General features: G+C 64.5%; 16 protein-coding genes and 2 pseudogenes. 11 read left to right on the forward strand and 7 right to left on the reverse strand.

The window, feature by feature from the left end:
- From ACLQI9_RS11590 to ACLQI9_RS11610, 5 genes are all read left to right on the forward strand, one after another.
- A partial coding sequence (locus tag ACLQI9_RS11590) for a carboxymuconolactone decarboxylase family protein (protein WP_442391698.1) occupies positions 1 to 284 on the forward strand: 284 nt, incomplete at its 5' end.
- Positions 285 to 305: 21 nt separating this feature from the next.
- On the forward strand, positions 306 to 1,655 hold the full coding sequence (locus ACLQI9_RS11595; RefSeq protein WP_442377746.1) for a glutamine synthetase family protein: 1,350 nt from the start codon (positions 306 to 308) through the stop codon (positions 1,653 to 1,655).
- Positions 1,656 to 1,657: 2 nt separating this feature from the next.
- Positions 1,658 to 2,812, forward strand: coding sequence for an amidohydrolase family protein (locus ACLQI9_RS11600; RefSeq protein ID WP_442377744.1), 1,155 nt, complete (start codon positions 1,658 to 1,660; stop codon positions 2,810 to 2,812).
- A 48-nt stretch (positions 2,813 to 2,860) separates the two neighbouring features.
- Entirely contained in the window at positions 2,861 to 3,181 is a 321-nt protein-coding gene (locus tag ACLQI9_RS11605; RefSeq protein ID WP_442377742.1) for a hypothetical protein, read from the forward strand.
- Positions 3,182 to 3,358: 177 nt separating this feature from the next.
- The gene (locus tag ACLQI9_RS11610; protein ID WP_442377740.1) at positions 3,359 to 3,736 is read left to right on the forward strand and encodes a hypothetical protein; all 378 of its coding nucleotides are present in this window, start codon (positions 3,359 to 3,361) and stop codon (positions 3,734 to 3,736) included.
- 9 nt (positions 3,737 to 3,745) lie between these two features.
- On the opposite strand, the pseudogene ACLQI9_RS11615 reads toward ACLQI9_RS11610, so the two are convergent.
- Positions 3,746 to 3,862 (reverse strand): annotated as a pseudogene (locus ACLQI9_RS11615) (nuclear transport factor 2 family protein); the annotation flags it as partial.
- 96 nt (positions 3,863 to 3,958) lie between these two features.
- Positions 3,959 to 4,480, reverse strand: coding sequence for a hypothetical protein (locus tag ACLQI9_RS11620; RefSeq protein ID WP_442377739.1), 522 nt, complete (start codon positions 4,478 to 4,480; stop codon positions 3,959 to 3,961).
- 544 nt (positions 4,481 to 5,024) lie between these two features.
- Between ACLQI9_RS11620 and ACLQI9_RS11625 the strand changes: the two genes are divergently transcribed.
- A complete protein-coding gene (locus ACLQI9_RS11625; RefSeq protein WP_442377737.1) occupies positions 5,025 to 5,333 on the forward strand; it encodes a hypothetical protein in 309 nt (102 codons plus the stop codon).
- A gap of 300 nt (positions 5,334 to 5,633) precedes the next feature.
- Here the strand turns inward: ACLQI9_RS11625 and ACLQI9_RS11630 are convergent, their stop codons facing one another.
- A complete protein-coding gene (locus ACLQI9_RS11630) occupies positions 5,634 to 6,077 on the reverse strand; it encodes a nuclear transport factor 2 family protein (RefSeq protein WP_442377735.1) in 444 nt (147 codons plus the stop codon).
- A gap of 278 nt (positions 6,078 to 6,355) precedes the next feature.
- Between ACLQI9_RS11630 and ACLQI9_RS11635 the strand changes: the two genes are divergently transcribed.
- Genes ACLQI9_RS11635 through ACLQI9_RS11645 form a run of 3 tightly spaced genes read left to right on the forward strand, consistent with a single transcriptional unit; the run spans position 6,356 to position 9,245 of the window.
- Positions 6,356 to 8,119, forward strand: coding sequence for a CocE/NonD family hydrolase (locus ACLQI9_RS11635; RefSeq protein WP_442377805.1), 1,764 nt, complete (start codon positions 6,356 to 6,358; stop codon positions 8,117 to 8,119).
- Positions 8,120 to 8,175: 56 nt separating this feature from the next.
- Positions 8,176 to 9,069, forward strand: coding sequence for a dienelactone hydrolase family protein (locus ACLQI9_RS11640; RefSeq protein ID WP_442377733.1), 894 nt, complete (start codon positions 8,176 to 8,178; stop codon positions 9,067 to 9,069).
- The gene (locus ACLQI9_RS11645) at positions 9,045 to 9,245 is read left to right on the forward strand and encodes a hypothetical protein (RefSeq protein ID WP_442377731.1); all 201 of its coding nucleotides are present in this window, start codon (positions 9,045 to 9,047) and stop codon (positions 9,243 to 9,245) included. The genes ACLQI9_RS11640 and ACLQI9_RS11645 overlap by 25 nt, the downstream gene beginning before the upstream one ends.
- A gap of 13 nt (positions 9,246 to 9,258) precedes the next feature.
- Here the strand turns inward: ACLQI9_RS11645 and ACLQI9_RS11650 are convergent, their stop codons facing one another.
- From ACLQI9_RS11650 to ACLQI9_RS11665, 4 genes and pseudogenes are all read right to left on the reverse strand, one after another.
- Positions 9,259 to 10,575 carry a cytochrome P450 gene (locus ACLQI9_RS11650; protein WP_442391703.1) on the reverse strand — a complete coding sequence of 439 codons (1,317 nt, stop codon included), beginning with the start codon at positions 10,573 to 10,575 and terminating at the stop codon, positions 9,259 to 9,261.
- A 78-nt stretch (positions 10,576 to 10,653) separates the two neighbouring features.
- The gene (locus ACLQI9_RS11655; RefSeq protein WP_442377729.1) at positions 10,654 to 11,157 is read right to left on the reverse strand and encodes a nuclear transport factor 2 family protein; all 504 of its coding nucleotides are present in this window, start codon (positions 11,155 to 11,157) and stop codon (positions 10,654 to 10,656) included.
- 25 nt (positions 11,158 to 11,182) lie between these two features.
- The gene (locus tag ACLQI9_RS11660; RefSeq protein ID WP_442377727.1) at positions 11,183 to 11,638 is read right to left on the reverse strand and encodes an SRPBCC family protein; all 456 of its coding nucleotides are present in this window, start codon (positions 11,636 to 11,638) and stop codon (positions 11,183 to 11,185) included.
- A 96-nt stretch (positions 11,639 to 11,734) separates the two neighbouring features.
- A pseudogene (locus ACLQI9_RS11665) lies at positions 11,735 to 12,158 on the reverse strand (DUF6188 family protein).
- A 403-nt stretch (positions 12,159 to 12,561) separates the two neighbouring features.
- Between ACLQI9_RS11665 and ACLQI9_RS11670 the strand changes: the two are divergent.
- The gene (locus ACLQI9_RS11670) at positions 12,562 to 12,957 is read left to right on the forward strand and encodes a helix-turn-helix domain-containing protein (RefSeq protein WP_442377801.1); all 396 of its coding nucleotides are present in this window, start codon (positions 12,562 to 12,564) and stop codon (positions 12,955 to 12,957) included.
- The gene (locus tag ACLQI9_RS11675; protein ID WP_442377725.1) at positions 12,950 to 13,531 is read left to right on the forward strand and encodes a hypothetical protein; all 582 of its coding nucleotides are present in this window, start codon (positions 12,950 to 12,952) and stop codon (positions 13,529 to 13,531) included. Before ACLQI9_RS11670 ends, ACLQI9_RS11675 begins: the two co-directional genes overlap by 8 nt.
- Positions 13,532 to 13,533: the final 2 nt, after the last annotated feature.

Here is a 13,533-nt window from a genome sequence, read left to right on the forward strand (position 1 = left end):
CCGGTGTCGATGAAGAGCTGTACGAACATGCGCGCGAGTGGCGCACCTGGCCCGGATACACCGACCAGGAGCGGTTGGCCGCCGAGTTCGCCCACCGATTCGGCACCGAGCACACCGTGCTGCGCGACGATGAAGATTTCTGGGATCGCTGCCGCGAACACTTTTCCGAAGAGCTACTCGCCGACCTGGCGTTGTCGTGCGCGCTGTGGATCGGAATGGGACGGGTGCTGCGGACGCTGGACATCGGCCAGACCTGCAAGCTGACGCTGCCGAGTCGGGTCTGATCCACCGGGCCCGCCCGGCACATGACTACACCGCTCGCCGCCGCCACGATCGCCCAACTCGAGGCCGAAGGGGTAGACGCGGTCATCGGCACGGTGGTGAACCCGGCCGGGCTCACCCATGCCAAGACCGTACCGATACGCCGGACCAACGCATTCGCTGATCCCGGTCTGGGCGCCAGCCGGGTCTGGCATGGCTTCGCCATCGACCAGACCGGCATCGCGTTCACCGAACACATCGGCGTCGTCGGTGATCAGCGCATCCGGATTGACCTGTCCGCGTTGCACATCGTCGGCGATGGACTGGCCTGGGCGCCTGGCTCATTCTTCGAGCAGGATGGCACACCGGTGCTCGCCTGCAGCCGCGGAACCCTGGGCCGGATCGAGGCGGCCCTCGCCGAAGCCGGTATCGAGGCGATCGTCGGCCACGAGATCGAATTCCTGTTGGTCAATCCGGACGGCCATCGGCTGCCCTCGACGCTGTGGGCGCAGTACGGCCTGGCCGGTGTCCTTGAACACGAGGCTTTCGTTCGCGATGTAACCGCAGCAGCGGCCGTGTCCGGTGTCGTCATCGAGCAGATTCACGCCGAGTACGGGGCCAACCAGTTCGAGATTTCACTGGCACCGCAATCGCCGGTCACCGCGGCTGATCAATTGGTGCTGACCCGGCTCATCGTCGGCCGCGTTGCCCGCCGCTATGGGTTGCGTGTCAGCCTGTCACCGGCGCCGTTCGTCGGCGATGTCGGATGCGGTGCGCACCAGCACTTCTCGCTGACCAACTCGGCCGGGCCGCTGTTCTCCGATGGCGCAGGCACCGGCGGTATGACTAGCAAGGGCGAGAACGCGGTGGCGGGGTTGCTGCGCGGCCTGCCGGAGGCCCAGGGCATGTTGTGCGGTTCGATCGTGTCCGGGTTGCGGCTGCATCCCGGTAACTGGGCCGGGGCGTATGCCTGCTGGGGGACCGAGAATCGAGAAGCAGCGTTGCGCTTCGTCGTTGGTGGGCCCGGTAACCCGTACGGGGGCAACGTTGAAGTCAAGGTCGTCGATCCGTCGGCCAACCCGTATCTCGCCACGGCGGCGATTCTCGGATTGGCGCTGGACGGAATCAAGGACAAAGCCGTGCTGCCGCCGGAGACCAAAGTGGACCCCGCAGCACTGTCCGACTCGGATCGCAGTCGTGCCGGCATCGTGCGGCTCTCCGGATCCCAAGCTCAAACCATTGCCGCACTGGATAATTCGACGCGATTGCGCGCTATTCTCGGTGATCCTGCCGTCGACGTGGTGGTCGCGGTCCGCCGCTTCGAGCACGAGCAGTACTCCCATCTCAACCGGGAGCACCTGGCAGACAAATTCCGTATGGCCTGGAGTGTGTGACGGTGGCGGAATCGGTCTCCCACGCCGCCGATTCGGCTCTGGCAGACCACATCGCGGCTGTGCCGCTGATCGACCAGCATGTGCACGGTTGCTGGCTGACCGCGGGGGACCGGCAGCGGTTCGAAAACGGCCTCAACGAGGCGAACACCGAACCGCTCGCCGACTTCGACTCCGGATTCGACTCACAACTTGGCTTCGCAGTACGCGCGCACTGCGCACCGCTACTCGGGCTGCCCAAACACGCTGACTCAGGCGACTATTGGCAACGACGCAGCCAGCACACCGAAGCCGAGTTGGCCCGAATCTTTCTGCCCGCTGCCGGCGTCAGCGACTGGCTGGTGGACACCGGGTACGCCGAGGACGTAGCGGACGTCGCGCAACTCGCCGACTGGTCGGGCGGCCGGGCTCACGAAGTGATTCGTCTCGAGCAGGTGGCCGAACAGGCTGTACACGCCCCTGGGGACTACGCGTCGGCGTTCCAGGAGATCCTGCACCGGCGCGCGACGACGGCGGTGGGCACCAAATCCATCCTGGCCTACCGCGGCGGGTTCGACGGCGACCTGACCGAACCGTCCGCGGCCGAGGTCGCCGGGGCTGCCGCCCGATGGCGCGACAGCGGCGGCGTGCGGCTAGAAGATCGAGTTCTGCTGCGCTTCGGGCTGCATCAGGCCCTGCGGGTGGGTAAACCGTTGCAATTTCACGTGGGTTTCGGCGATCGGGACTGCGATCTGCACAAGGCCAATCCGCTGTATCTGCTGGACTTTTTGCAACAGTCCGGAGAGACGCCGATCGTGCTGCTGCACTGCTACCCGTACGAGCGCGAGGCAGGCTATCTGGCCCAGGCGTTCAACAACGTCTATCTGGACGGCGGGCTCAGTGTCAACCATCTGGGCGCCCGTGCGCCGGCATTCATCGCGCGGTTGCTGGAGCTGGCGCCGTTTCGCAAAATCGTGTACTCGTCGGACGGGTTCGGCCCGGCTGAGCTGCATTACCTCGGTGCAAGGTTGTGGCGCAACGGCATTCATCGCGTGCTGAGCGGATTCGTCAACGACGGCGACTGGAGCGCGGCTGATGCCATCCGCGTGATCGACCTCATTGCTTGTGGCAACGCCGCCCGCATCTATCGACTGGCTCCAGGGCAGCCCGCCTCGACGTAAGCAATGTTTTCCCGAAACGCTTTCGGACCCTTCGCCGATAGTCGGGGCATGAGCACCGACTCTGGGCCACACATCTCCGCCCTGCTGACGCTTCACTGCAAGAACAATCATTTCCTCGGAGAACTGATCACCCACCTACCCCACGCGACCATCGGCTACGTCAACCCGAGCGGGGTACGCCGTCCCTGGACAGACCACTTCCACTGTGGCTTCTTTAGCCTGCCGGCGTGTCCCGGTGGCTGCGAATTTGAAGTCGCGGAGACGCTGGACAAGCTACACGCGAAATTGGCGGAGCTGGCGGCGGACCCGGATAGGCGCGAGGACACCTACACGCTGAAATTCCTCGGGCCAGCCAGGGAAGCGCGATGAATTGCCCGTCGATCAGGCTAGTCCTGTAGCGTTTGGCGGCACATGCCGCTCCTTCACCGGCTCGTAACGCGGCATCCTCCTCGGGTCTGACATTGCCGTCGACCTACTCGCGTGAATCGAGGAGGCGGAAACATTGTCGGGGCTTGCGGCGATTCTCGAGGCGGAAGGAGGCACGGCGTGACGGAGCTAGGCAAGCTAGCCTCACACCTTGGCTACTGGGTGGTGTATCGAAACTGGTATGGGACGGTCAGCTACCTGATCTATCGCTGGGACGAGCCCCTTCCCGTTTTTGGCCAGTCATTCCCAACGGCGGAAGAGGCACTCAAGTTCTTGACGCCGATCAAGAACCAACCGCGGTGGCGCCTAAAGCTTGACGACCCCAGCGTCAAGGTCGACCGTGCGCCCTACGGCGTCAGCGTGACTGAAAATCGAGCCGGCGGCCGGAGTTTCTCGGCGCCGGTTCTGACGGAGGCTTCCTATATAGACGTCCAAGGCGAGGACGTCCCCACGATCGGGAACTGGGAACGCCTGCCTGCCATGACCACCGAGAGTTAGCCGGCACGCTCAGATGAGCCCTGTCGCGTCAAATACCCAGCTAGTATCCGCCGTCGCGAGGTGCTCCAGCCAGGTGGGCGGCGCCTGAGCAGTCATGCCGCCCATGTCCCAATAGTCTTTCCCTAGATCGGAGCAAGCACTGTGCCCTGACCTGGGAAAACAAGGTAAATTGCGAGCACTGTTGGTGCGCCTATTTGGACTTCAGCAACCATAATCGGCCCGCTACGACTGCGGCACCTGTTGTCCGCCGAACTGAGAGGCATAGGCGTTTAAGGCGTCGATATAAGGCTTCTCCTGTGGCTTGGCCTGGGAGACGAGACCCGGAACGTCCGCCGGAGTCTTGCCGCCGAGGTTCGCCGCCGCGCCATTGATGCTGTCGTAGCTGGAGGCGAGGGTATTAGTGGCCTGCTGCAAGCTCGCCAACACCGCGGGGCTGTAGCACCCGAAGAACTTCTGTGTGGCGAACATGTCGACGTCAGAAGAGATTTCGCTGTAGAGCGTTCGGGCTGCGTCCCCGATGTCCTTCGGATCACCGGACGCGACGGCGCTGTGGTACGCCGCCAGATCTTTCGTCAGCGGTTTGGCAACAGACGGGTCGTACTGCTCCTGATAGAACTCGCGGGCCGCTGGGTTTGCACCCGCGTTCCCGTCGCACTTCACGTCCGCCCTGGCCGTCGCAGCTGACACCCAAACCGCCGTCACCACCGACAGGCCGGCGACAACCGTTGCTGTGATTCTTCGCATGGCCGTATGTTTACCCACTACGTTTCCGTGATGGGCGGCGGGGGCCGCGACTAGGGGGGAGGTTGTTTATCGAAATCAAGATTCCCAGCACCGGAAGCCACCGACTCGACTGGTTCATAGTCCTAGCGGTGGTGATCGTTTTGTTGGTGATCTTCGTCTGACTTGCGCGCGGTCACCCGGCCAACACGCTCCCCACCATGCGAACCGTGGAGACCATCGACAGCGAGCTGCGGTTGCTCGCCGCCGTGCGCCGGGTGTGCCGTGAGCACGGTGGCGAGCGGTCAAGTCGTCGCGCCGATGAGCTGCTCGACGCCTAGCGCACCGCAGCCGGGCCGGCGGGGACACGGCAGTCGAGACGTAGTGGCGCGGCCCGTCCGCATTCTCGTCAATCGCGAAATGGATCAAGCCCCTCGCGCGCCTAGAACAGAAGGAAGCCGGCGCGTTCGCCAGTGGGAAAAGACGAGTAGTCAACTACTCGTGCGCGCACCATCGAGGGTGGTCGAGGATTCCGGGGTGTGAACTTCACAGAGAAAGGTCGGGGAATATGACGATTGTTAGCGTGGTGGCGATCCACCCGCGTTCGGGTGAGGTGTGGGACGAGCTGCAGAAGCAGCTCAAGAAGGCAATCCAGATCGTCAAAAAGCACGGCGGCGAGAACGTCACCCTGCTGGTGACCGTGATCGGCGGTCAGCAGACGAACGTTCTGACGATGCTCGTCACCGCCGAGAACTGGACCAAGTTCGGCCAGATCCAGGAGGCGGTGTACGGCGACCCCAAGATGCAGGCGCTGCTGGCCGAAACCGGGAAGATCGCGACGTGGGAGATCTACGCTGCGCAGACGCTCGAGCTCTGATCCCAGAGCCAAAAACGCTGCCCGATCCGCTGCGGCCGTATTGTCCGGGACTCGACAGATAGGGGGTGGGGGCCGGGTGGAAAATCTGTGAAAACCACCCGACCCCCTTGGCGCGAGGCTAGGAGGAGAAGCCTCGCGCCGATTGCGGCGCAGCGGCCCAGAAGGGGGCACCATTCTGGGGCGCAGCGGCAAAGCATTGAAGATTTGGGGGCCGAGGGCAGCCCACTGGTCGACGGCCAATAGCGAAACGACAAATAACTCCATTGGTTTATCTACGAATAAAGCCGGATCGGGCACCGATCAGACGAGCCCGGTTGCATCAAAGACCCAGCTCACATCTGCTTTTGACAGGTCCTCTAACCAGGTGGGCGGCGCCTGAGCGGTCATGTTGCCCATGTCCCAATAGTCTTTCCACAGCGTCACTTTGCCGTCTTCGACGCGGTGCACCGACACGAATCGCAGCAGAGCCGTCTCGCCGCTCGACCACCGCCAGGTCTCGGAATGCTCGTACATGACGTCGGCACCGGTAGCCACCAACACCCCGTCGTGGTTCTCATAGCCTGCCAGCGGTTCGAGTCCGACCTTGAGTCGCTTCACAATGTCGTCGGGACCACGCGCCGCCAGGGTCGGTCCGACCGGCATGTCCACATAGATGCAGTCCGCCGACAAGAACGTCTTGACTGCGTCCCAGTCCCGTCGCGATAGGGCACGCCACAGCCCGAGTACCGTGTCGTCAACCGGCATGGGCCAGCTCGCGTTTCGCCACGGATGTCATCGAACCGGGCTGCTCAACTGGTGTCAATCACTTGCAGGCAACCCCCGTGTCGAGCAACGATCGGCGAATCCTTACAGTCGCCGCAGGCAATCAACCACGCAGGAGGTGGGGGATGGCGACGGTGCGATCCCGACGCAGAGCCGGCACGACAGATGCCCGCAGGACCAGTCCGTCGCCGTTCACGCCGTCCTGGACACCCAGGCCGGCGCAGTTCGGGGCGGGTGTGCACCACAACGTCGCGATACCGATGAGCGACGGCGTCGTGTTGCGCGCCGACATTCATTACCCCACGGTGCCGGAGACCGGCCGGCCCGCCGCCGGGCCGTTCCCCGTGCTGTTGTCCATGACGCCCTACGGCAAGAAGGCCCCGCCGCCCGCCGCGCAGATCGGGGGTGGCGCCACCCCGTATCTGATCAAGCGCGGCTACATCGAGGCGATGGTCGACGTCCGGGGGAGCGGCGTGTCCGGCGGTTCGTTCGAGATGTTCGGCGAGCGGCAGACGCAGGACGGGATCGAGCTGGTCGAGTGGGCGTCGAAGCTGCCGAACGCCAACGGACGTGTCGGCATGTTCGGAACCTCCTACCTGGCGATCAACCAGCTGTTCACCGCCGCCGCCGTCGGGCCGAACTCGCCGCTGAAGGCGATTTTCCCGGTGATGGCCGCGCGCGATTTCTATCGCGACGCGGCGACAATGGGCGGGGCGCCGCACCTGCGCACGGTGCGGGCTTACGGGGCGGTCTACCGCTTGCTCAACATCTTCAACCCGGCACTGGAGGTGATCAACTTCGGCAAGCATCCGCGGCCGCGGGCCGGCGGGTTCGCCGGGGTGCGGCAGCGTGGGCGTGATCAGCGGGGGTATTTCCGACCGGTGATCGCCGACGCCGTCGCCGGCGGTGAGACGGCTTTCGACGGGCCGTTCTGGGATGCGTCGCGGCCGGCCATGGTGCTGCCGGGCATTGTCGCCAACGACGTGGCGGTCTTTCTGGTCGGCGGCTGGCACGATGCCTTCCAGCGCGGCGCGCCACTGAACTATGCGGCGTTGCAGAACGCCTTCGCCGGGCGGCCCGACGAGTCGCCGATGCAACCCGGCCAGCCGGTGTCCGAGCGATTGCGGCTGATGATGGGTCCCTGGTATCACGTGTCCAACTTCGGCGGCCTGCACCTCAACGCGCTGCAGCTGCGCTGGTTCGACCATTGGCTCAACGACGAGGCGGGAGCCGCGATACCCGGATCGCCGTTCACCTTCCAGGCCATCGGAAGCCCGCGATGGTTCCACGCCCGCGACTATCCGCTCGCCGAGGCGACGCCGACCCGCTTCTACCTGTCCCAGTCCGGCCGACTGTCCATCGAATGCGCGCCGGAAACCTCCACGGCGACAATCAAATACGTGGAGCGCGGTCCGCTGGCCGGCCGAAGCGTCGAGCAGTGGACCCTCGGGATGACCAGCTTCATCCGCACCCAGCGCGGCGGCCAAACCCGCTACGACCAGGACAACCGGCGACTGCAGCGCGGCGCACTGACGTACACCACCGAACCATTCGGCGCGCCAACATTGGTCGCCGGACCGATCACGCTCACCGTGCATGCGACGGCCACCACCGGCGAGGCGCTGTGGGTCGCTCACCTCGACGACGTCGCGCCCGACGGCACCAGCCGCCCGTTGACGGAGGGCGCACTGCTCGGTTCGCACCGCGCGCTGGATCCGGATCGGACCTGGTACCTGCCCGACGGCACCGTCCTGCGGCCGCATCATTTCAGCACCCGATCGGCGGTAAAGCCGGTGGTTCCCGGCGAACTGACCCGCTACGACGTCGAGATCTTCCCGACCGCTGTATTTCTCGAGCCGGGCAACCGGCTGCGTCTCACGGTGACCACCTACGACTTCCCGCACCTGGTCCCGACCAAGCCTGCGCGCCGCGCCTTAATCGGCGGCAGCTACCAGCTCCATCAGGGCGGACCGACCCCGTCGCATCTGCTCATCCCGGTGGCTGACCCGAACAGCTTCAGCTGAACTCGGTCGCAGCGACCGCCGCGCGGCACAGCGGTTTTCGGCGCATACTCCCCAAGGTGACGTCGCTACAGCAATACATCGCCGAAGAGATTGCCACCGACCACGTCGACGGCCTGCTGACACGACGCGAAGCCTTGCGCCGGCTGGCGCTGCTCGGTCTGGGCAGCGGGGCCGCGGCCGCATTGATCGCCGCCTGCGGCGGCCGCCAACCACCGCGTCCGGACGGGTCATCGGGCACGACGGGGACACAGCCACCGGGGATGGACCGGGCGCTACCAACCGAACCGATCTCCTGGGCCGGGCCACACGGACAGCTTCTGGGCGCTTGGGCGCAGTCCCACAACACCCGTCGCGGGGTGTTGGTCATCCACGAGAACAAGGGTCTGAACGATTGGGTGCGGTCGGTGGCCGGACGTTTCGCCGGTGCCGGCTATTCGGCATTGGCCATCGACCTGCTGTCCGAGGAGGGCGGCACCGGGCACTTCGCGGACCCTGCTCAGGCCACAGCCGCATTGAGCGCCGTTAAGCCGGACCGCTTTATCGCGGACCTGAATTCCGGTATCACCGAACTGCAGATGCGCGTTCCGGGCCGGAAAATCGCCGTCGTCGGTTTTTGCTTCGGCGGCGGACTGGTATGGCAATTGCTGGCTTCCGGCGTGCCGGACCTGTCGGCCGCGGTGCCGTTCTACGGACCGCTGCCGGACAACCCCGACTTCGCCGCCTCCAAGGCCGCCGTGCTGGCGCTCTACGGGGCCCTCGACACCCGTGTCACAAGCTCCGAGGCGGCGGCCAAAGCCGCCCTCGACCGTGCCGACCTGATCAACGACATCGTCGTGGAACCCAACGCCGACCATGCGTTTTTCAACGACACCGGACCGCGATACAACGCTGCCGCCGCGGCCGATGCCTGGGGCCGGGTGCTGGATTGGTTCGGTCACCACCTGGCCTAGCGGAAGAGCGGTTTCACCGGCCGCCCGGCTTGTCGGATTGGCTTCTCTACGAACAGCATTCACCCAACGGCATCGGTGGTCGCGGGCTGGCGCAGGGCACCATGTTCAACCGCTCCGGTCAGCTAGTGTGCACCACGATGTTGGAGGGCTACTTCGGTCGTACGCCGCGGGGCTAGGCCGGGCGTTCAGTCATCGGGTGGCCATCGACCGCGCCGGACCCAGCGCTACCGGCAGCGTCGACCAACCATACAGAACTCGGGTGTCACGGCGGCTGCCCGCGCCGGCAGACCGCACGTCGGGGAAGCGGTCGAAAAATGCTCGCAGCCCCACTTCGCCTTCGGCGCGGGCCAGGGCCGCTCCCAGGCAGAAATGCCGACCGCCGGAGAACGCCAGGTGTTTACCGGCGTTGTCGCGTTCGATGTCGAAACGGTTCGGATCGGCGAACACGGCAGGATCCCGGTTGGCCGCGGCGACGTACACCACCACCACTTCGCCTTGTTTGATTAAGGTGCCGGCGACCTCGGTGTCGTTGAGCGCCAGCCGCGCGGTGAGCTGCACCGGTGATTCCAAACGCAAGATCTCTTCGACGGCGTTAGGCCACAGCTCTGGACGCTGACTCAGTGTGTGCAGATGCTCAGGAGTGTCCAGCAGCATGCGAATCCCGTTGCCCAACAGATTCACCGTCGTCTCGAACCCGGCGGCTAACAGCAAACCGGCGACCGCACGGAGTTCAGACTCGTCCAGATATGTTTCCTTGGAACCACTTTCGGCCTTCTGGATCAGCTGGCTCATCAGGTCGTCGCCGGGGTTCCGCCGCAACTGTTGCAGATGCTCAGCGAGCCAGAAGTTGAATCCCGCGATCCCGTGCTGCACACGCCGGTATTGCGGCCAAGTGAGGCCGAAATCCAAACTGGGCGCTGCGAGTTCGCCGAACTCGAGAATCCGCCGTCGATCCGCGTCGGGCACCCCCAGGATGTCGCTGATGATCGCTGCCGGCAGCTGCGCGCAGTACCGGTCGACGATGTCGACGACACCCGGTTCGCGGGACAGTTGATCGAGCAGTGTCACCGCAGTCTGCTCGACCCCGTCCCGCAGTGCCGCGACCGCCCTCGTGGTGAACACCGACGACACCGTCTTCCGGTAGCGGGTGTGGTCTGGCGGCTCTACCGCCAGCAACGACGGCGGACGCAGCGGATGGAGCAGCTCGTCGCGGGCGCGACCCTCCAGCCACCGCAGCGGCGCCGGTAGGTTCGATCCGATCGAGAGCACCCGGAAGTCGTCGGATCGCAGCAGTTCATGCCCGACTGCATGGTCCGCGGTGATGTAGCCGATTCGTGAACGCACCAGCGGACCCCGGGCCCGCACCTCCTCGTAGAACGGCACCGGGTCCGCTTTGACGGTCGGGTCGGCGATCAGCCGAGCCTGCAGGTCACCCCGTCGGGCGCCGATCGATGCGCCGCCGCGCACGAAGCCGTGCAGCGCCAGCCAGTGCAACCTCTGCTTCAATGCGATGTCCACGTGTAGGGGCCTCCACATCGTCGGGCAGTGCTATCGCCAGCCTACGACCAAGGCCAGGGTCAGCCGTTAAGCCAGTTCCCAGTTCATGTTTTTCGCGAACGCGATCGCGTCGTCGCTGGCGGTGCCGAGCGCGTGACACCGCTGGATGTAGTCGCGGACCATCGGCAGGAAGTTCATTGGGTTGTAGGCGTCTTCCTCATAGCTCCACAGGCCCTCACCGGCGTACTTCATGACCGACAAGTTGGCCGCCTGGTGAATGCTCCCATCACCGGGATCCCGCATCCGATTGAGGAACTCGCAGAACACCCAGCCGCGGTCCTCGTCGATGGAGTGCCACGACGTCGGATACAACGGCATCTCACTTCCCGGGAAGACATTCATTGTCGAGACGATCCAATCGCGGATCTGCTCGCGGCCGTTGAAGGTTCCGTAGGTGTGCTCAACGTAGGTTGCGTCCTCGGTGAACTGATCGGCGAACCGTGACCAATCCCAACTGGAACCGATCTCTACGACGACTTGTTTGTGATGCTCGAACGCCGACTGGATCTCACTGCGCGACCACTGTCCCATGACAACCTCACTCAGCTCGATCGCTTCACGCCTCGGCCACATCCTTGATGCGGCGCAGCGTCTTGGCCATGTCACGCACGTTGCGTCGCTGACGCAGGTAACCGCCAAACAGCCAGTAATACAACGTGGTGAACGGAGAGGCATTCATCCGAAATGATTCGGTGACGTCGGTGCCGTCGCCACTGGGCGTCAGTCGGTAATGCCAGTTGTTCACCGGCCTGTCGCCAACGAGCACCTCGAAACCGAATTCACGGCCCGGTTCGCACGCAGTGACTCGGCAGGTCGTCCAGTACACCGGCCCGATTTCGTTGCGCTTGACGTGGCCGCGGAATCGCGCCCCGAGCGCCGGCCCGCTAGCTCCGTCAAGCCATTGGGCCTCGAACGTTTCGGGGGAGAACCGCCCGATGTTGCGGACATCCGCGATCAGGTTCCAGATCTTGTCCGCGGGTGCCGCCATATGAACCGTCGCCGAACCCTGCATGGGCCGATCCAAGCATGCGCGCCCCGGACCGGTGACCGGAAACGCCGATCTTCACCGACGCGACAATCTCCGCAAGGTGAGTCTCACCGGTCGACGCTAGTCCTCGCTGCCGTCCGGCACGTCGTGCCGCACCACCTTCACCTTGCCACCCGGCAGGCAGACGGCGTAGCCGTGGTATTTGCCATACAGCTCCCACGCGGTGACGTGATCGTCGGGCGGCACGTCGATCCGATGTCCGTACGAGAATTCCAGGTGCAGGTCTCCGGCGTCATCCCAGACGATGTCGGTGCACGTCGCTCCCGAGAAATCAAAAAGTGGTCGCTCGTCGACAGCTGGGTCATGGGTCTACGGATACAACCTCAACAGGAGAGTTCGCGGTGGCCGGCAGGGTCAGGGTTATCGGTGTCGAGATGACGAGTTCGTTGTAATCCTCAAGGTTCAGCACCAGACCGTCATGGAACGTGATCCGCTGTACCGCACAGCCTCGAATCCAGTGCTCAATCAATTTCTGTTCGGTCATGCATTTACTCTTCTCGCGACACGGCACCTTCACAAGACCTGCAATGCGACCCCCGCGGATATGCGATAACACATCGTTCTTTTGGGCAGCAAAGAACGATGTGTGAATATATCTTTCGACGTTGCCAGCGGCCTGGTGGCGGCCGCAGCCCGCAGATTTTCGGGTAATGGCGCTGCGGTTCTGCGCCATCGGCGGATACGCGGACCTAATCGCCCTCAGCGGGTCCAACCCTTGTCCCGACGATGAATCCGCGCTAGCGTTTCGACGTCTTCTATCTCGATCAAGACGGGTGGTCATCATCGACGCAGAGTTCACTGATTCCCTCCAAAGCACAAAGCGTTCCAAGGGCGGCGGACCGGATGACGGCGAGGCGCCGGTCATCGTCAGCTTGGTCGAGGCGGCGATGCAGATGTTCAGCGCAGCGATCGACGCCTTGCCCGACACCAACGACCCGGAGTTCTCCGGACGCGCCAACGTGATTCTTGCCGGGCTGCGGAAGCTGCAGACGGCACTCACCAAAGCAGCGTCTCGCGGTAGGGCAACGCCGTCGGTCATCGTCTCGCTCAGCGGAGTTCGAACACGCTACGACGACCTGATGGCCGTGGCCGCCGACGCGCCCGGCGCGACGTTGGGTCAACAACTGTATGCCGTCCGTCGGCGGGCCAAACTGTCGGCGCAGGAAACCGCCAACGGCGCGGGGCTGACGGCCGATCTCCTCGACGCCATCGAGGCCGAGGAAATCCCGACGGATGACGAAGCGGCCCGGATCAAGGAACTCCTCGCCGCCTTGGGTGGCTGACTCTCCGTCCAGCCCCGCAGAGCGGCTTCGCTCGCCGGCAGCTCGGGTGCTGCTCGCTGGGGCACTGGGGTCTGTGCTCTTCCTTGGCGGCGCGTTTTTGGCGGTGGGTCGGCTGCATTCATCCGCCGCTGACGCTGTTGAGCACCCGACCCATACCGCCACCGACGACGAGACCAAGACCGAGGTCATCGAGCAGACCAGAAGCCTCGTCGCCGCCGCTCGGCTTCAGCAGCCGACGGCGGGCTATCTGCTGATGTCGTGCAAGAACCGCGACGACCCGCCCTATCAGGGGGCGGTCTACCTGACCTTCACGCTGCCCGCCGAAGCTCGTCCCGACGAATATTTCCAGACCATCACCGCGGCCATGGTTGCCCACGGCTGGAACGCGGGCCTACCGTCTAACCAGCGGTTATTCAGCAAATCCCTGTCGAAGGACGGCGTCACCGCGATCCTGTACCAGGACGGCGACTCGGCGAACCATGGAATCGCGCGGATCTACGGTCGATGCCGCGACATGAACGACCACCGCAACGACACGACGGGATGGGTCGATATCAGCAGCCAACTGCACTAAGG

The organism is Mycobacterium sp., assembly GCF_052143115.1.
Classification (GTDB): domain Bacteria; phylum Actinomycetota; class Actinomycetes; order Mycobacteriales; family Mycobacteriaceae; genus Mycobacterium.